This window comes from Acidovorax radicis N35, assembly GCF_000204195.1.
GTDB lineage: Bacteria > Pseudomonadota > Gammaproteobacteria > Burkholderiales > Burkholderiaceae_C > Acidovorax > Acidovorax radicis.
On record NZ_AFBG01000019.1, the window covers coordinates 182,927 to 201,264 of the forward strand.

An 18,338-nucleotide genomic window follows, 5' to 3' on the forward strand; every position below is an offset into this window, starting at 1 on the left:
CATGCAAGGCAATCAACCCGACTTCATGGTTTTCACCGGCAATGCCAATCCTGGCATGGCAGCTGAAATTGCCCAACACCTCGGAACCACCCTCGGAGCTGCCGATGTCGGTCGCTTCTCGGACGGCGAGGTCACCGTCGAGATCAAGCAAAACGTTCGTGCGCGGGATGTGTTCGTGGTGCAATCCACCTGCGCTCCGACGAACGAAAACCTCATGGAACTGCTGATCATGGTCGATGCGCTCAAGCGTGCGTCGGCAGAGCGCATCAGCGCCGTGATCCCCTACTTCGGCTATGCCCGCCAGGACCGTCGTCCCCGCTCCTCGCGCGTGCCCATCACCGCCAAGGTAGTGGCCAACATGCTGCAGGCCGTGGGCGTGGCCCGCGTGCTGACCATGGACCTGCATGCCGACCAGATCCAGGGTTTCTTCGACATTCCGGTGGATAACATCTACGCATCGCCCGTGTTGCTCGGTGACCTGCGCCAGAAGAATTACGAAGACCTGATCGTGGTCTCTCCTGACGTGGGCGGCGTGGTGCGCGCCCGCGCTTTGGCCAAGCAGCTCAATTGTGATCTGGCCATCATCGACAAGCGCCGCCCCAAGGCCAATGTGTCGGAAGTGATGCATGTGATCGGCGAGATCGAAGGTCGCAACTGCGTGATCATGGACGACATGATCGACACTGCCGGCACGCTGGTGAAGGCGGCAGAAGTGCTCAAGGAGCGCGGCGCCAAAAAGGTGTACGCCTATTGCACGCATCCCATTTTTTCGGGTCCTGCCATCGAACGCATCGCCCAGGGCTCGGCCCTCGACGAAGTGGTGGTGACCAATACCATCCCATTGAGCGACAACGCCCGGGGATGTACCAAGATTCGCCAACTCTCCGTGGCCCCGCTGATCGCAGAGACGATCCAGCGCATTGCCAAGGGTGAGTCGGTGATGAGTCTGTTCTCGGACCAAGACAACCTGTTCTGACGCGCTTCCCTTCGGGAGCGTTGCAGACTGGATTGCACGCAGGCCTCCTTCGGGAGGCTTGTCTGTTCGAGGACATTGCGTGGGCCTGCTGCCAAACAATGGCACAACAGGCCTTTTTACAACAGGGCAAGACTGGTCGCGGTCTGTCCTTTCAGGAGCTAACTATGAACTTCGTCGCTTTTGAGCGCGCCAAGCAAGGTACGGGTGCGAGCCGCCGTCTGCGCAATTCGGGCAAGACGCCTGGCATCGTCTACGGTGGCACCACCGAACCCCAACTCATCGAGGTGGACCACAACGCACTGTGGCACGCCCTCAAGAAGGAAGCGTTCCACTCCAGCGTGCTGGACATGGAAGTTGCCGGCACGACCGCCAAGGTTCTGCTGCGCGACGTGCAATACCACCCTTACAAGCAACTCGTGCTGCACATCGACTTCCAGCGCGTGGACGAAAAGACCAAGCTGCACATGAAGGTGCCACTGCACTTCTCCGGCGCTGAAGAATCGCCTGCCGTCAAGGTCGACAAGTGCATGGTCAACCCGATCGTGAACGAACTCGATGTGACCTGCATGCCTTCGGACCTGCCAGAGTTCATCGCTGTGGACCTGTCCACCCTCGAAAAGGGCTCGTCGCTGCACCTCAAGAGCATCAAGCTGCCAAAGGGCGTGACCGCCAAGATCCGTGGTGGCCAGAACAACAACCCCGTGCTGGTGTCTGTGGTTCCTCCTGTGGTCGTGGTCGAAACCCCCGTCGAAGCCGCTCCTGCCGCCGATGCCAAGAAGGGCAAGGGCAAGAAGTAATCTTCAAGCCGCAGGTTTTTTCCTGCGTGCCGGTCAGCCCGCCTTGGCGATGCTGGCCAATGAAAACGGCCCACCTGTGTGGGCCGTTTTCATTGGCAACGGCGCCCGGCATGGACAGGCCCCACGTCCATCCACAACCCCCACGGATAATCGCGCAGATGATCAAGCTGTTTGTAGGCCTTGGAAACCCGGGGCCAGACTACGAGTCCACCCGCCACAACGCTGGTTTCTGGTGGATTGATGCGCTGGCGCGTGAACTCAAGGCCACATTGGTGCCCGAGCGCAGCTACCACGGGCTGGTCGCGCGCACCACGGTGCATGGACAGAGCGTGTGGCTGCTGGAGCCCCAGACCTTCATGAACCTCTCGGGCAAGTCCGTCGCTTCGCTGGCGCGCTTCTTCAAGATCCAGCCCGAAGAAATCCTGGTGGTGCATGACGAACTGGACATTCCACCGGGCCAGGTCAAGCTCAAGCGCGGTGGCAGCCACGCAGGCCACAACGGCTTGCGAGACATCCACGGCCAGCTGGGCTCACCCGACTATTGGCGCCTGCGCGTAGGCATCGGCCACCCAGGCGTGAAAAGCGAAGTCGCCAACTGGGTGCTCAAGAAGCCCTCCCCTGACCAGCGCACACTGATCGAAGACAGCATCGTCCATTCGCTGAAAGCCTACCCGGCCATGCTGGCGGGCGAGATGGACAAGGCCACCTTGCTCATCCACACCACCAAACCGCCCCGCCCCAAGCCACCCCGCCCGGTGGAAGATTGAGCGTGGTAAAACTACTATTTTGATAGCAGCTAGCGCTTTATGGATAAGCGCCAGGGCCCGAAAACCCCTAAAAATCAGCTGGCCGTAGGCACCTGCAGCCGCTGGAACTTCTGCCACAGCGTCTCCCGGCTTTCCACATGCTGCGGGTTCACGGGAATGCAGGCGACGGGGCAGACCTGCACGCACTGGGGTTCGTCAAAATGCCCCACACATTCCGTGCACTTGCTGGGGTCGATCTCGTAGATCTCCTGCCCCAGGTAGATCGCCTGGTTGGGGCACTCGGGCTCGCACACATCGCAGTTGATGCATTCGTCGGTGATCATCAGCGCCATACGGCCTCCTTGGGCACGGGGCCAAAAACAATGGCAAGGGGGTACGCAGCGCAGTTCATGCTCCGTATTATCCCGCGCTGGTGGCATGTGCCTTGCATGCCACACTGCAACCCACCACCGCTGACGGGGATGTTTTTACCGTTATGCTGTGTATACACATTAATTTTGACGCCCGCGCGCCCTACCCCTCTCCTCACCCACCTCACCCACCTCACCCATGGGCCTGTTTTTTCTCAAGCGGTTTATCACCCTCCTGGCCACGCTGATTGGCGCGTCCATCGTCGTGTTCCTGGTGCTCGAGATCCTGCCGGGCAATGCCGCCCAGATCCTGATGGGCCCCGATGCCTCGCCAGAGGCCGTTGCCGCATTGGCCAGCAAACTGGGGCTGGACCAACCGGCGGGCCTGCGCTACTGGCAATGGGTCAGTGGGCTGGTGGTGGGCAACATGGGCGACAGCTATGCCTACAGCTCACCCGTGCTCGACCTGGTGCTGGAGCGCCTGGCCCTCACGGTGCCACTGGCCCTCATGGCCATGGTCATCACCACCGTGCTGGCGCTGGCGGCAGGCGTGTATGCGGCATCCCGCCACAACAAGCTGGGTGATGTCGGTGTGATGGGGTTGGCACAGATCGGTATTGCCATTCCCAATTTCTGGTTCGCGATCCTGCTGATCCTGCTGTTTTCGGTGAAGCTGCAGTGGTTCTCGGCCGGTGGTTTTCCGGGCTGGACGGAAGACGCCGGTGGCAGCCCGTTCGAAGCCCTCAAGGCCCTGCTCCTGCCTGCCATCGCACTGGCCGTGGTGCAAGCCGCCATCCTGGCGCGCATCACGCGCTCGGCCGTGCTCGAAGTGCTGCGCGAGGACTTTGTGCGCACCGCACGCGCCAAGGGGCTGACGCAACGCGCCGCGCTCTGGGGCCACGTGCTGCGCAACGCCATGATCCCGGTGATCACCGTGATGGGGCTGCAGTTCGCCAACCTGCTGGCAGGCACCATCGTGGTGGAAAACGTGTTTTACCTGCCGGGCCTCGGCCGCCTGATCTTCCAGTCGATTTCCAATCGCGATCTGATCGTGGTGCGCAACTGTGTGATGCTGCTCGCCGCCATGGTGGTCATCGTCAACTTCGTCGTGGACATCCTCTACGCCGTGATCGACCCGCGCGTGAAGGCCTCCGATATCTGACCCGACCATGAGCGCCGCCATCACCCCTTCCTCTCCTGCCACCTCGGCACCCGGCTGGCTGCACCGCGCGCTGCGCCACCGCAGCTTTGTCATCGGCGCTGTGCTGTCGCTGCTGCTCATCTTGGCCGCAGCCTTGTCGCTGGCCTGGACGCCCTGGTCCCCCTACGAGATGGACCTGGCTGCGAAACTGCAGCCACCCAGCGGCAAGCACTGGCTGGGCACCGACGCCTTCGGCCGCGATGTGGCCTCGCTGCTGCTGGTGGGCGCGCGCAACTCCATCCTGGTGGGCGTGATCGCGGTCGGTATCGGCCTGTCCATTGGCACGGCGCTGGGCCTGCTGGCCGCGGCCAAGCGCGGCTGGGTGGAGGAGCTCATCATGCGGCTGGCGGACTTCACCTTCGCCTTCCCCGCCATCCTCTCGGCGATCATGATGACGGCGGTGTTCGGCGCAGGCATCGTCAACTCCATCATCGCCATCGGCATTTTCAACATCCCGACCTTTGCCCGCGTCACCCGAGCCTCGGCCAATGCGGTGTGGTCGCGCGAATACATCCTTGCCTCGCGTGCCTGCGGCAAGGGCAGCTGGCGCATCACCCTCGAGCATGTGCTGCCCAACATCCTGTCGGTGCTCATCGTGCAGGCCACCATCCAGTTCGCCATCGCAATCCTGGCCGAGGCTGCCCTGTCGTACCTGGGCCTGGGCACCCAGCCGCCCCAGCCCTCCTGGGGCCGCATGCTCAGCGAGGCCCAGACGCTGATGTTCCAGGCCCCGCTGCTGGCCGTGTGGCCCGGTGTGGCGATTGCACTGGCTGTGCTGGGCCTGAACCTGCTGGGCGACGGACTGCGTGATTTGCTCGACCCCCGGCTCTCGCGCAAGCGTTGATCCCGCCAAGAAGACCACCAGAACCCCACGATGTCTCTGTTAGAAGTCTCCAACCTCCGCATCCGCCTGCAGACCCACCGGGGCCCGGCCGACGCCGTGCGCGGCGTGAGCTTTTCGCTGGCACGGGGCGAAACCCTGGGCCTGATCGGTGAATCAGGCTGCGGAAAATCCATCACCGCCATGTCGCTCATGGGCCTGCTGCCCGACAGTGCACAGGTCACCGGCAGTATTCGCTTCGACGGCGAAGAGCTCGTGGGCCGCACCGACGCGCAGATGTGCAAGATGCGCGGCAACCGCATCGGCATGGTGTTCCAGGAGCCGATGACGGCCCTGAACCCCGTGCACACCATCGGCCGCCAAGTGGCCGAGCCGCTGCGCCTGCACCGTGGCATGAATGCCTCCGCCGCACGCACGCACGCCCTGGCGCTGCTGGACCGCGTGGGCATCCCCAACGCCGCGCAGCGCTTTGATGCCTATCCCCACCAGTTCTCGGGCGGGCAGCGCCAGCGCATCACCATTGCGATGGCCTTGGCCTGCGGCCCCGATTTGCTGATTGCCGATGAGCCCACCACCGCCCTTGATGTGACCATCCAGCAGCAGATCCTGGACCTCATCAGCGACCTGGTGGCCGAACGCAACATGGCGCTGATCCTGATCTCGCACGACCTCGGGGTGATCTCGCAGAACGTGGACCGCATGATGGTGATGTACGGCGGCAGCGTGGTCGAGAGCGGCTCCACGGCCTCCGTCTTCTCGGCCATGGCACACCCCTACACGCGCGGGCTGTTCGCCGCACGCCCCCATCTGGGCGCGGTGCACACACCAGGCCAGCGCCCACGCCTGTCCACCATCCCCGGCACGGTGCCAGAGCTGGTGGACCTGCCCGCAGGTTGCCCGTTTGCGGGCCGTTGCAGCTACACCGTGGAGGCCTGCCACCACGACCAGCCCGAAGCCACGCTGGTGGCCACGGATGCCGACGGCGACCACCATGTGCGCTGCCTGCGCCGCGAGGCCATTGCCGAAGCCCAGAGCGCCCAGGTGGTGAACATCGTCGAGGTGGCCGCATGACCCAGGCACCCCACTTTGCCCTTCAGGCTGGCACCCCACTGCTGCAGGTCAAGGACCTGGTGCGCGAATACACACTGCCGCGCGAACACCTGTTTCAGCCACCTGGCAAGGTGCATGCACTCAACGGCGTGGGCTTTTCCATCGCCTCGGGCCGCAGCCTGGGCATCGTCGGCGAATCAGGGTCGGGCAAATCCACGCTGGCGCGGCTCGTCATGGCCCTGGACACACCCACCTCCGGCACCGTGCACCTTCTGGGGCGCAACCTGCACCAGCTGCCCCCCACGGAACTGCGGCACGCGCGCCGCGATTTCCAGATGGTGTTCCAGGACCCCTACGGCTCACTCGATCCCCGCCAGACGGTGGAGCGCATCGTCACCGAACCGCTGCAGGCCCAGGGCGAAACCAGCCGCGCCGCCCAGCGCGAGCAGGCTGGCCAGGTGCTGTCGCAGGTGGGCCTGCGCACCAACGACCTGTCCAAGTACCCGCACGAGTTTTCGGGCGGCCAGCGCCAGCGCATCGCCATTGCCCGCGCCCTCATCACCCGCCCCCGCCTCATCGTGGCCGACGAGCCCGTGAGCGCGCTGGATGTGTCCGTGCAGGCCCAGGTGCTCAACCTGATGCAGGACCTGCAGCAGGAGTTCGGCATCACCTACATGCTGATCAGCCACGACCTGGCCGTGGTGAACCACCTGTGCGACGAAGTGGTGGTGCTGTACCAGGGCCGCATCGTGGAGCGTGGCTCGCCCGCCGAGCTGTTTCGCAACGCACAGCACCCCTACACCCAGTCGCTGGTGGGTGCCGTGCCGCAGGTGCTGCCAGGCCGCGCACGGGCGCGCCGTGCAGCAGCCGCCGCTGCAGCAGCGGCAAAAATCGCATAACCAAATGCACACGTGATGGTGTACAAAGCTTTCGTGCGCCCTCGGTAACAAATTGCACCGGGGCCTTCCTCTGGTTTTTGTCTGGTTTTTTGTCTGGAGAGTCCGAACATGCTGAACCGCCGTACCGTCCTTGCCACAGGCGCCATTGCCGCCGTGCCCCTGTCCACCCCGCTTGGCGCCCTGGCGCAAGGCCGCAAAGATGCGGTGACGCTGGCGATGACGCTGGAGCCACCAGGCCTGGACCCCACGGCCGGTGCTGCATCGGCCATTGCCGAGATCGTGCAGTACAACATCTTCGAGACGCTCACCAAGATCAACGCCGACGGCAGTGTGTCGCCCCTGTTGGCCGAGAGCTGGGAGGTCTCGCCCGACCTCAAGACCTACACCTTCAAGCTGCGCCGGGGCGTGAAGTTCCAGAACGGCGAGCCCTTCAATGCCGCCGCCGTGAAGTTCTCCTACGACCGCGCTGGCGGCGAAAAGAGCACCAACAAAGACAAGCGCACCTTTGCGGGCCTGACCACCCAGGTGGTGGACGACTACACCGTCGTGCTGCTCAACAAGGACATCGACCCCGACCTGCTGTTCATCCTGGGCCAGGCCACGTCGATCATTGTCGAGCCCAAGAGCGCCGACACCAACGCCAACAAGCCCGTGGGCACCGGCCCCTACCAACTCCAGGCCTGGAACAAGGGCTCCTCGGTGGTGCTGACGGCGTGGGACGGTTTCCGCGATGCCAAGGCGCTCAAGATCAAGCGCGCCACGTTCCGCTTCATCTCCGACCCCGCCGCCCAGGTGGCCGCCCTGCTGGCTGGCGACGTGGATGCGTTCCCCCGCGTCACGCCCCGCAGCGTGCCGCAGTTCAAGGGCAACCCCAAGTTCCAGGTGGTGGTCAGCGGCTCGCGCGCCAAGACCATCCTGGCGATCAACAACGGCAAGAAGCCGCTGGACGACGTGCGCGTGCGCCGCGCCATCGCCGCCGCCGTGGACCGCAAGGCCGTGATCGAAGGCGCGGGCGATGGCTACGGCGCGCCCATCGGCAGCCACTACGTGCCCGGCGCATTCGGCTATGTGGACACCACGGGCGTGAACCCCTACGACCCCGAGAAAGCCAAGAAGCTGCTGGCCGAGGCTGGTGTCAAGACACCGCTGGAACTGACCCTGACGTTGCCGCCCACTCCCTACGCCCGCCAGGGTGGCGAGGTGGTCGCAGCGCAACTGGCCAAGGTCGGCATCATCGCCAAGATCCAGAACGTGGAATGGGCGCAGTGGCTCAGCGGCACCTATGGCAGCAAGAACTACGACCTGACCATCATCAGCCACGTGGAGCCGTTCGATCTGGGCAACTTCGCAAAGCCCGACTACTACTGGGCCTACAACTCGCCCAAGTTCAACGAGCTGTTCAACCAGATCAAGAACGCTGCCCGCCCCGCCGACCGTGCCCGCCTGCTGGGTGACGCACAACGCCTGCTGGCCAACGATGCAGTGCACGCGTTCCTGTACTCCAACCAGTGGATCACGGTGGCCAACAAAAACCTCAAGGGCCTGTGGAAAGACATGCCCGTGTTCGTGAACGACATCTCATCGCTGTCCTGGTCCTGAGATGGGACACCCCCCTGAGGCCCTGCGGGCCTTCCCCCCGCTCTCACATCGCTGCGCGATGTGGGCAGGGGGACGCAGCCCTCGCTGCGGGGCGGCCCTTGCTAGGCTGCCCGCGCTTGGGCCGCGCCAGTTTCAGGGGCTGCGGGTAGCGCGCGGCGCCATGGATCACTAAAACCTGCGGGAGCAGATTGCTCCTAAAACAATAGCTGTTAGCGCTTTACCAATAGGCGGTAGCAGCCTTTTTTACTTGTAAAACTCCCGACATGACTGCCTTGCACGACCTGCCCGCCCACGACCTGATTGCCGCCTACCGCCAGCGCACGCTGTCACCCGTCGAGGTCACGCAGGCCGTGCTGGCCCACATCGAGCGCTGGGAACCACACATCCGCGCCACCTACCTGCTGCGTCCCGAAGCAGCCCTGGCGCAAGCCCGCGCGTCCGAAGCGCGCTGGCTGCGGGGCGAGCCCATGGGCGCGCTGGACGGCGTGCCCAGCACCATCAAGGAAAACATCGCCACGCAAGGCGACCCGACACCTCTGGGCACTGCAGCCGTGGAGCTGGTGCCTGCCGCTGCCGATGCGCCGCCCGCCGCCCGCATGCGCGAGGCCGGTGCCGTCATCGTGGCCAAGACCACCATGCCCGACTACGGCATGTTGTCCTCAGGCCTGTCCACCTTCCACCCGCTCTCGCGCAACCCGTGGGACACCCGCAAAGGGCCCGGCGGCTCCAGCGCCGGCGGTGGTGCGGCAGCAGCCGCAGGCTACGGCCCGCTGCACATCGGCACGGACATCGGCGGCTCGCTGCGCCTGCCCGCCAGCTGGTGCGGCATCTTCAGCCTGAAACCCAGCCTGGGGCGCATCCCCATCGACCCGCCCTACACCGGCCGTGCCGCAGGCCCCATGACGCGCACCGTGGCAGACGCCGCGCTGATGATGCAGGTGCTGAGTCAGCCCGACGCGCGCGACAGCATGAGCCTGCCCGCGCAGGACATCGCCTGGAGCCAGTTCAACAAGGGTGCCGAGCGCCTGCGCGGCCTGCGCATCGGCTTGCTGCTGGACGCCGGCTGTGGACTGCCGGTGGAGCCCGAGGTGAAGGCCGCCGTGGAACGTGCAGCCAAACTCATGGAGGCAGCGGGCGCCACCATCGTGCCCATGGTGCCCTTCATGACCCAGGCCATGCTCGACGGCATGGACCATTTCTGGCGCATGCGTTCGCACACCGACCTGAAGGCCCTTCCAGCGCAGCAGCGCGACAAGGTGCTGCCCTACATCCGCACCTGGGCCGACAGCGCCGCAGGCATGAGCGGCACCGAAGTCTTCAACGCCAGCCACCAGTTCCACCTGACCCGGGTGAACACCGTCAAAGCCTGCAGCGCCTTTGACTACGTGATCTCGCCCGTGGCACCCATGCCCGCCTTCCAGGCCGAGCTGCCCTCGCCCACCAACGACCCGCTGCGCCCGCTGGAGCACATCGGGTTTACCGTGCCCTTCAACATGTCTGAGCAGCCTGCGGCTTCGGTCAACTGCGGCTACACCCGCAGTGGTCTGCCCATCGGCCTGCAGATTGCAGGCGCCCGTTTTGACGACCTTGGGGTGCTGCAGGTGGCGCACGCATTTGAGCTGATCCGCGAGCCACAGCGGGCCTGGCCCCAGCCGCCTGCGGCTTAACCCTTGGCAAGCCGATGCGCTGTTGTTGGTAACCTTGAGGACATGCTCTGGGTGTGCTGCCCCGCCATTCGATAGCGGGCAAATGCCCTGGACCCCACCCCTACAACACCTTACGCAACCACCGCATGGACATCCTTATCCTGGCGATTCTCATCGCCACCGGTACCTACATGCTCAACGCCAAGGAGCAGCGCAAGCGCATCGCGCTCCTGGGCAGCCACCTGGCCAACTACCAGATCGAGAAGCTCATGGAGGCACTCACCGACGGCTACCTGCGTGCCCTGGGCGAGAGCACGGACGAGCGCCGCAACCAGATCTGGAGCCTGCTGAGCACCACCGAATCACAGCTGACCGAGCAGTTCAACCGCTTTGCCGCCGACTTCGCCAAGGTGAACGAGGCGGACGCGCGGGTCAGCCGCCTTTCCATGGCCATCCCGTTTGCTGAAAAGCTGCTGCCCGCCATGACCTTCGACATGCGCAAGGCGTTGGCGATCCACGCGCGGGGCATTGCCCATGTGGTGCAAAACACCAGCCACCTCTCACCCAAGGACCGGGCCTTCATGATGACTGCCGAACTGTTCCTCATGCAGCACACCTGCCATTGGTTCTGCAAGTCCAAGACCATTGCCACGGCCCGCATGCTGGCGCGCCACCAGACGCCGCACGAACAGCTCGTGGCTTCGGTGTCCGCCGAGACTCGCAACGCGTATCTGACCCTTATCAAAGGCGGTTGACCCACCGCCTCCAACAATGCCCCATGCCATCCTCCACGCACACCCGCATGACCGATAGCCTGGGTAACTCCGTCACGTTGCACGACCCGGCCAGCGCGGCTGCCCTGAACGACTTTGTGGAAGGCTTCATTGCGTGCGAAGCCCGCGCGGTGAATGTGCTGAACGCGGGAGCAGACACCAGCCCCATCGTGCAAGCCAGCTGCGCGGCGCTGCACATGTTTGCCGAATCGGCCGACGCCCCCCGCAACGCCCGCCCCTTCATCGACCAGGCGCTGGCCCACGCCCACCAGGCCAGCGAGCGCGAACAGCGTTTTGTGGCCGCCGTGGCCGCCTGGGTGGATGGCGACCTGCCCGGCGCCATCGCCCTGCACGAAGAACAGGCCCGCCTGCACCCCCGCGACCTGGCATCACTCAAGCTCGGCCAGTACCACCTGTTCAACCGGGGTGACTCACCCGGCATGCTGCGGCTGGCCCTGCAGGCCGTGCCCGCCGCTGCTGACGTGCCCTACCTGCACGGCATGCTCGCCTTTGGCTGGGAACAATGCCACCTGCTGGACCACGCCGAGGCGTCCGCCCGGCACGCCATCGCGCTGTGCCACAAGGAACCCTGGGCCCACCACGCGCTCGCGCATGTGATGCTGACCCAGGGCCGCATCCGCGAAGGCACAGACTTCATGGCCAGCGTGAGCGACACCTGGACGGGGCTCAACTCCTTCATGGTCACGCACAACTGGTGGCACCAGGCGCTCTTCCTGCTGGAGCAAGACCGGCACGCCGAGGTACTGGCGCTCTACGACGCGCAGGTGTGGGGCGTGGTCAAGGAGTACACGCAGGACCAGATCAACGCCGTGTCGCTGCTGGCGCGGCTGGAACTGGCAGGCGTCGGTGTCGGCCCCCGCTGGAGCGACGTGGCCGACCACCTCGCCCTGCGCCTGTCCGACCACGTGCTGCCCTTCCTCGACCTGCAATACCTCTACGGCCTGGCCCGCGCAGGCCGCACGGAGGCCGCGCGGACCCTGCTGCACAACATCGAAGCCCACGCCGCCACCCGCACCGAAGCGCACGAGCGCGCCGTGTGGCAGCAGGTGTGCGTGCCGGCCGCGCATGGCCTGCTCGCGCACGCGCAGGGCGACTGGGCCACGGCAGTACAGCAGTTGGGCATTGCATTGCCAAGGCTCATCGAGATCGGCGGCAGCCATGCGCAGCGCGACCTGTTCCACCAGATCTGGATGGATGCTCTGCAGCGCAACGGGCAGTGGGTGGCGGTGCAGAATGTGCTGCAGCCGATGGCGAATGCGCAGCTGGAGTCGATGCGGTTGGCGAGGCAGGTGGGAGTGGTTAATGGGGTGTTGGGGTTGCCGGTGGAACAGCGCAGCCCACTTTAAAACGATGACAACCATTGCTGAACTGCGCTCTCAATTGATCGCCGCCCAAAAGCTCACCGGGCAGTCTTCGTATGAGCGAAGGGCCCCGTCGCCCAAGGCTATTCCCGCGCTTTTGAAGGCGAAAACTGACATCCAGGCATTTATCCTGCTCCATGAAAGCGAGGCGCAAGCCCACCGGCTCCTGAGTACGGTGCAAGAGTGCCTGTTGAACTATCCGGGAGCACGAGCAAGTCTCGAACTAGCGATCCGGCTTTCTTCCCAACGAGAGGCCAAGGATCTGAAACGCTTGGCATTGCTGAGGGAGTATGAGAAAAAATGGACCGAGCTTCTCATCAGCCCAGTAGAGCTTGCAGGCCTTGGAAGCTTTCTTGAGCACGCGCTTTCCAAACAGTTGTGCAACCACTCTCTCGAACAGACCCGTTGTTGGTTGGCTACGCATTCGCCCACCAAGATCGATTCAAAGCTAAAAGCACTTCGCCACTGGGGCGGATACTGCGATTGCGAGGTCCTGCACAACGTAATATGAATAGCCACCATTTGCATTGATGTCCATTCCGGGAGCTTTCCTTGGTCTTCTTCGCTCTGAATCGCTGCGGATACGAAAGTTTTTCCAAACTCAACATCTGGGACTTTCCGCTTTGGGTCGTTGATGGTGTTTTGTCGGCAGAAGAGCTCACAGCTCTCCGCATGCAAGGTATGGACGTTTCCGGGTTCAACTATGCTTTAGAGCTTGATGACATAGCTGGCATTCAAGACGCATTGGAAACCATCCGCGAGCACCATCCTGCACAAACCGTCTGGGTTAGCAACTAAAGCGTCGCCAGCCCGCATACGGGGCATTTCAGGGGCGCGGCCCTGACCGCAAAAGCAGCTTCATCTGCACACACACCGGCTGCGCCGGCAAATCCGCCAGGTGCCGCACACCCCCCAGTCCAGCACCTCTACCGCATCGCCCACCACCCGCACACGGTGGCGCCCCGCGTCAACGGCCAGCGTCCTCCGCACGCTCCTCATCCTTCGGCACAAACACCTTCTGCGTATTCGGATTGCAATCCATCAGCCCTGCATAGCGCCCCCAGGCGATCATGGTCTGGAAGGTTTTTTCCGGGTTGTCGTAGGGCAGCGCGCTGCCGATGTCCTTGATCACCCGGGAGGCATCCACTTCTTCATACTCCTTGAGCAGGGCAATGATGATGTGGAAGATGCGCAGCTTGAACACCTGCTCGGCGAAGATGGCGCGCCGTCCCTGGCGGTCGGCGGCCACAAATCGTCGGCCCAGCTCGGTGAAGCGGACCTCGTCCTTGGGCGTGTCGATCAGCTCCAGAATTTCTGCGGCCTTGACCAGGGCGATGGTCTCGCCGAACTCCTTGCCAATTTCGTCCGAGATGTCGTAGATGTTCGACAGCTCCGGCGCGTCGTGAAGAATGCTGAGCAGGCCCAGGATCTGCGCCACCGGCACCAGCGGGATGGACTCCATGCGGCCGCGTGCCCGCGAGATGGGGTGGCCCGCCACGGGGGTTTCGGCTGGAAGGTCGGGCAGCGTCATGGTGGTGATGGTTTCGTGGATGACCTTCACCAGCCGCTGGAACTCCGGGTCCCGGCTGTCGCGCGGGTAAGGCAGCGGGTTCTCCAGCACCAGGCCCAGCCTGCCAGGGTGTGGGAACAGCACCACGATGCGCGTGGCCATCTCCACCGCTTCCTCGATGTTGTGGGTGACCATGAAGACCGAACTCGGGCCCGTTCCCCGGCCCCGCCACAGTGTTATCAGCTCCTGGCGCAGGTTCTCTGCGGTGAGCACGTCCAGGGCGCTGAACGCCTCGTCCAGGCACAGCAGCCGGGGCTGAGACACCAGCGCACGGGCAATGCCCACACGCTGGCGCATGCCGCCCGAAAGTTCACGCGGATAGGCCGCGTGGTGGTTGCCCAGGCCAATCAACTCGATGGCCCGCCCCACCGCCGCATCGCGCTCGGCCCGGCTTGTGCGGTGCGCCATCAGGCCCACCGCCACGTTCTGCGCCACCGTGAGCCAGGGGTAGAGCGCAAAGGTCTGGAACACCACCGAGGCATCGGAGTTGACGCCGTGCAGGGGCCGGCCATCGGCCAGCACACGGCCGGAGCTGGGCTCGATCAGGCCTGTGAGGCAGCGCAGGATGGTCGATTTACCCGAACCCGACTGCCCCAGCAGGGCCAGCATTTCGCCCTCGCGGATGTCCAGGTCGATGTTGTCGAGCACCTTGAGCTCGTGCTCCCCCGCGATGGTGAAGGACTTGTTGACCGCACACAGCTGGGCGATGGGTGCTGCGGCGTTGTGGGTGGGCACGGAGTTCGTCATCATCATGTTCAGTCCAGGCGAAAGCGGCGTTCTGCAAACGCATACAGGCGCCGCCAGATCAGTTTGTTCATCAGCAAAACGAAGACCGACATCACCGCGATGCTGGCGATGATGAGCGGCGTGTTGCCCGACTTCGTGGCCTGCGCAATGAAGGCACCCAGGCCATCGGCCTGCAAGGTCGTATCGCCCCAGGTGGCGAGTTCGGCGACGATGCTGGCGTTCCACGCACCGCCTGCGGCCGTGCACGCCCCGGTGACCCAGAAAGGAAAGATCGCGGGCAGGATCAGGGTGCGCCACAACGCCCAGTTGTGCAGGCCATACACGCGCGCGGCCTCCTTCAGGTCGTTGGGGATGGCCATGGCGCCCGCGATCACGTTGAACAGGATGTACCACTGCGTGCCCATGGCAATCAGCAGGATGCTGCCCCAGTTCATCGGGGTCTGCGTGGCGACAAAGAAGCCCACCACGATGGGAAACGTCATGTTCACGGGGAACGACGCGCCAATCTGCGCGAGGGGCTGCGCCCACTTCGCCACCCGTGGGTGGAACCCGATCCACACACCCACCGGGGTCCAGACCAGCGTGGCGAGCACGGTCATGGCCAGCACGCGCAGCAGGGTCAGAAAGCCCAGCCCCACGATGTGGGCGACCATGCCCAGCGTGACCGCACCGTGCAGCGCAGAGATGGCAGCGATCAGGCCCCGCAATACCTCGAAGCCCAGCCACGCTGCGGCAGCCAGGCCCAGGGCGCGCAGGGGCCATGGGTTGCCTTTTCGGAAAGAGCTGCCCCTGCCAGGCCGCTGGCGCAGGAACAGGCCCTGCAACACGTCTGTGAGTGGCCGCCACACCGCCCGGCCGAGCCAGCTGAACACATAGGCCCGGCGCAGCAGGCCGTACACCCACGAGGTGGCTGGCGCAGCAGATTCCGTCAACTCCACTTTGAACTTGTCGGCCCAGGCCAGCAGGGGGCGCCACACCAGCTGGTCGCTGACCAGGATCAACAACAGCATGGCCAGCACCGCCCAGAGCGCGGCCTGGCGGTCGCCCAGCTCGATGGCCTGCGCCATGTACGAGCCCAGGCCTGGCAGCTGGATGTCCTTGTTCATCACGCTGATGGCTTCGCTCTGCGCCACAAAGAACCACCCGCCACCGAAGGACATCATCGAGTTCCAGATCAGGCTGTGCGTGGAGGCTGGCAGTTCCAGGGTGCGAAATCGCTGCCAGCGGCTCAGGCCGTAGTTCGACGCGGCCTCCTGCATGTCGCCGGGGATCGTGACCATCGAGTGGTAGAAACCAAAGGCCATGTTCCACACCTGCCCCGTGAAGATCGCGAAGATGGCAGCACATTCCACCCCCAGCAGGCTGCCGGGAAACAGCGCCATGAATCCCGCCACGGTGGCCGACAGAAAGCCCAGCACGGGCACCGACTGCAGCACGTCCAGCACCGGCAGGATGACGGCGCGGGCCGCGCGGCTCTTGGCCGCGAGGTAGCCCACCGCAATCGCAAAGAACAGCGAAAAGCCGAAGGCGATCCACATGCGCAGCAGCGTGCGCCCGGCGTAGTAGGGGATCTGGCTGGGCGACATGTCGAGCGGGGGCATGCTCGCCGCATCGAAGTGCACCAGCATGCCCTTGCCAAAGTGCAAGGCGCTCCACAGCAGGCCCATCAAGGCCAGCAGAACCAGGCCGTCCACCCAGCCAAAACCTCGCGGGCTTTCGTTGACGGCGAGTTGGGGCGCGGTGTTTTTCAGGTTGCGGTGCATGGCCAACATCACCGCTGGAAGGCCCAGTTGAGCCCCACGGTCCACCAGGCGGGCGCACCGCCTGCAACACCCCGCGCCTGGCTCAGGTCCACGCTGAGCGCGTCGGTCACTGCATAGCGCGCGCCCAGGCGCCAGAAGCCGGCGTCGCTCTCACGAAAGCGTTCTGCCACCAGCGACCAATGCGGCGTGGCGGCCCACTCCAGGGCTGCGCCGCCGCGCGGGAGATCGGGCCCTTGGCGGCGGAAATCACGGCCCAGGTTCATATGGACGGCCAGGCCCTCGGCCGGTTGCCAGGTCACGGGGAACACAATCGCGCTGCCAGCAAACCGTGGCCGGGCGTCCTGCCAGGCGGCCGAGACCACGACACCCACACTGAGCGATTCGGTCAGCGGCGCGGCCCATTTGACCTGCGGGCCTCCACTCACTGCTGCATCACTGCCAGACCAGCGCGTGCGGTCCAGATTCAGGCCAACCTCCAGCGGGCCGATCCGGCAGGCCGAGCCCAGGTGCACCAGCGTGCGGCCGCCCCCGCGCTCCCGGTCTGCCCAGGTTTCAACCTGGCACTGGCCGGGCTCCAGGATGGCGGCGTCGTCCACCGCGTGGTGGCCGCCCGCTGCATGGGCTTCCTGCAGGGCAAAACCCAGCACGGCAGCTGCAGCGCCCAAGTGCCGACGCGTTGGCAGGCCGGGGCGCACGGATCGCACTGCGCGCATTGTGGGGAGGAACGGGCCGCGCGTGCAGCCTGCTGCGGGCACACGGCGTGTGGGTTCTTTTCGGCTCATGGGACTCTTTCTGGCTTCCTTGGCCTTGTGGCTTTCGGGGGGCTTTGAAAACAGCCGGGCGTGGCGCAGCAACGCGCCGCTGTTGCGGCCCGCAAGCTTCTGCATTGGAAAGATGGGGTGTGACGAGCACGCGGCAATGCGGCCCGGTTTGTGGTGAAACGTTAAGAAATGGCTTGCCACAAAGGGGCAAACACATCGCTGCGGCCGTGCGGCACACAGCGCGGACGCAGGGCGCTACGCAGCCGAATGTGCCGCACCTGCAAGGGCGCTCTTCACACCTGATCTACAACTGGCACTGTCCACGCGCGCGGCTCCGAAGTGACGACGGGGCGAATATTGCACCGCACAAAACCGAGCGTCAAGCCAGCCTCTGCAATCTTTACGAAATCTATATACGGAGCGAGGCGGTTCCCATTTTTTTGATGCGCGGGGCACGGCAGCGACGGAACCTGCCAAGCAAAAGCGCCGTCAAGCCACGCTGCCCCGGTTTCACCGCACCAGCAGCTTCGTCTGGTCGTACACCGGCTGCGCCGGCAGATCGGCCAGGTGCCGCACATCGGCCCAGTCCAGCACCTCCACGGCATCGCCATCCACCCGCACGCGGTTCAGGCCAGCGTTGGGGATGTCGCTCTGGCGGGGGCCATCCAGGCCCGTGCCACGGGCTGTGCGCCAGATCATGTCGAGCACGCCGCCGTGGGTCACGACCATGACCTTCTGGCCCTGGTACTGCTGCGCGATGCGGCGCACGGCGTCCATCACGCGGGTGTGGAACTGGCGGGTGGTTTCGCCCCCGGGCATGCCGTAGTCGGCTTCAAAGCGCAGCCATCGCTCCCACGCATCGGCGTGGTCCGCCTTGACGTCGTCCACCCGCTTGCCGTCCACGATGCCGAAGTTTTGCTCGCGCAGGCTGCTGTCGGTGAGGGTGTCGATGTGCAGTTGCGGAAACAGCACCTGCAGGCTGGGGCTGGCGGTCTGCTGCGTGCGGATGAGGTCGCTGCAGACCAGGTGGTCTACCACCAGCTGGTCGGCTGCCAGGCGTTCGGCCAGGCGGCGGGCCTGTTCGTGGCCTGTGGCGTTGAGGGGCACGTCCACATGGCCTTGAAAGCGCAGTTCGCGGTTCCAGTCGGTCTCTCCGTGGCGGATCAGGATCAGTTCGGTCATGCGCTCCATTATCGAATGTATACACACTATTGCA

General features: G+C 64.7%; 18 protein-coding genes. 13 read left to right on the plus strand and 5 right to left on the minus strand.

The window, feature by feature from the left end; genetic code table 11:
- Position 1 precedes the first annotated feature (1 nt).
- The 3 genes from ARADN35_RS0110625 to pth all read left to right on the plus strand — a co-directional run bounded on the left by ARADN35_RS0110625 (position 2) and on the right by pth (position 2,540).
- A complete protein-coding gene (locus ARADN35_RS0110625) occupies positions 2 to 976 on the plus strand; it encodes a ribose-phosphate pyrophosphokinase (protein ID WP_010461875.1) in 975 nt (324 codons plus the stop codon).
- 164 nt (positions 977 to 1,140) lie between these two features.
- Entirely contained in the window at positions 1,141 to 1,773 is a 633-nt protein-coding gene (locus ARADN35_RS0110630; RefSeq protein WP_010461878.1) for a 50S ribosomal protein L25/general stress protein Ctc, read from the plus strand.
- Between the two features lie 158 nt (positions 1,774 to 1,931).
- The gene (pth, locus tag ARADN35_RS0110635; protein WP_010461880.1) at positions 1,932 to 2,540 is read left to right on the plus strand and encodes an aminoacyl-tRNA hydrolase; all 609 of its coding nucleotides are present in this window, start codon (positions 1,932 to 1,934) and stop codon (positions 2,538 to 2,540) included.
- A gap of 74 nt (positions 2,541 to 2,614) precedes the next feature.
- Here pth and ARADN35_RS0110640 read toward each other — a convergent pair whose 3' ends face one another.
- Complete coding sequence (locus ARADN35_RS0110640; protein WP_010461882.1) at positions 2,615 to 2,872, minus strand: YfhL family 4Fe-4S dicluster ferredoxin; 258 nt, start codon at positions 2,870 to 2,872, stop codon at positions 2,615 to 2,617.
- Positions 2,873 to 3,089: 217 nt separating this feature from the next.
- On the opposite strand from ARADN35_RS0110640, the gene ARADN35_RS0110645 reads away from it, so the two are divergent.
- From ARADN35_RS0110645 to ARADN35_RS26200, 10 genes are all read left to right on the plus strand, one after another.
- Positions 3,090 to 4,052, plus strand: a complete 963-nt coding sequence (locus ARADN35_RS0110645; protein WP_010461883.1) for an ABC transporter permease — start codon at positions 3,090 to 3,092, stop codon at positions 4,050 to 4,052.
- Positions 4,053 to 4,059: 7 nt separating this feature from the next.
- Positions 4,060 to 4,935, plus strand: coding sequence for an ABC transporter permease (locus ARADN35_RS0110650; protein ID WP_010461885.1), 876 nt, complete (start codon positions 4,060 to 4,062; stop codon positions 4,933 to 4,935).
- Positions 4,936 to 4,965: 30 nt separating this feature from the next.
- Entirely contained in the window at positions 4,966 to 6,003 is a 1,038-nt protein-coding gene (locus ARADN35_RS0110655; protein ID WP_010461888.1) for an ABC transporter ATP-binding protein, read from the plus strand.
- Complete coding sequence (locus ARADN35_RS0110660; RefSeq protein ID WP_010461889.1) at positions 6,000 to 6,881, plus strand: ATP-binding cassette domain-containing protein; 882 nt, start codon at positions 6,000 to 6,002, stop codon at positions 6,879 to 6,881. Before ARADN35_RS0110655 ends, ARADN35_RS0110660 begins: the two co-directional genes overlap by 4 nt.
- A 108-nt stretch (positions 6,882 to 6,989) precedes the next feature.
- On the plus strand, positions 6,990 to 8,480 hold the full coding sequence (locus ARADN35_RS0110665) for an ABC transporter substrate-binding protein (protein WP_010461892.1): 1,491 nt from the start codon (positions 6,990 to 6,992) through the stop codon (positions 8,478 to 8,480).
- Between the two features lie 263 nt (positions 8,481 to 8,743).
- Positions 8,744 to 10,147: an amidase gene (locus ARADN35_RS0110670; protein WP_010461894.1), complete on the plus strand. Its 1,404-nt coding sequence runs from the start codon at positions 8,744 to 8,746 to the stop codon at positions 10,145 to 10,147.
- A 125-nt stretch (positions 10,148 to 10,272) separates the two neighbouring features.
- A complete protein-coding gene (locus ARADN35_RS0110675) occupies positions 10,273 to 10,881 on the plus strand; it encodes a hypothetical protein (protein WP_010461896.1) in 609 nt (202 codons plus the stop codon).
- Positions 10,882 to 10,904: 23 nt separating this feature from the next.
- On the plus strand, positions 10,905 to 12,266 hold the full coding sequence (locus tag ARADN35_RS0110680; RefSeq protein WP_010461898.1) for a tetratricopeptide repeat protein: 1,362 nt from the start codon (positions 10,905 to 10,907) through the stop codon (positions 12,264 to 12,266).
- Positions 12,267 to 12,270: 4 nt separating this feature from the next.
- Positions 12,271 to 12,792, plus strand: a complete 522-nt coding sequence (locus ARADN35_RS0110685) for a DUF2695 domain-containing protein (RefSeq protein ID WP_010461899.1) — start codon at positions 12,271 to 12,273, stop codon at positions 12,790 to 12,792.
- Positions 12,793 to 12,833: 41 nt separating this feature from the next.
- Positions 12,834 to 13,079: a hypothetical protein gene (locus ARADN35_RS26200; protein ID WP_010461901.1), complete on the plus strand. Its 246-nt coding sequence runs from the start codon at positions 12,834 to 12,836 to the stop codon at positions 13,077 to 13,079.
- Positions 13,080 to 13,248: 169 nt separating this feature from the next.
- Here the strand turns inward: ARADN35_RS26200 and ARADN35_RS0110695 are convergent, their stop codons facing one another.
- From ARADN35_RS0110695 to ARADN35_RS0110710, 4 genes are all read right to left on the minus strand, one after another.
- A complete protein-coding gene (locus ARADN35_RS0110695) occupies positions 13,249 to 14,601 on the minus strand; it encodes an ABC transporter ATP-binding protein (protein WP_010461903.1) in 1,353 nt (450 codons plus the stop codon).
- 5 nt (positions 14,602 to 14,606) lie between these two features.
- Complete coding sequence (locus ARADN35_RS0110700; RefSeq protein ID WP_029413882.1) at positions 14,607 to 16,349, minus strand: ABC transporter permease; 1,743 nt, start codon at positions 16,347 to 16,349, stop codon at positions 14,607 to 14,609.
- A 20-nt stretch (positions 16,350 to 16,369) separates the two neighbouring features.
- The gene (locus tag ARADN35_RS0110705) at positions 16,370 to 17,143 is read right to left on the minus strand and encodes a hypothetical protein (protein WP_139019188.1); all 774 of its coding nucleotides are present in this window, start codon (positions 17,141 to 17,143) and stop codon (positions 16,370 to 16,372) included.
- 489 nt (positions 17,144 to 17,632) lie between these two features.
- Positions 17,633 to 18,304, minus strand: a complete 672-nt coding sequence (locus tag ARADN35_RS0110710; RefSeq protein ID WP_010461910.1) for a histidine phosphatase family protein — start codon at positions 18,302 to 18,304, stop codon at positions 17,633 to 17,635.
- Positions 18,305 to 18,338: the final 34 nt, after the last annotated feature.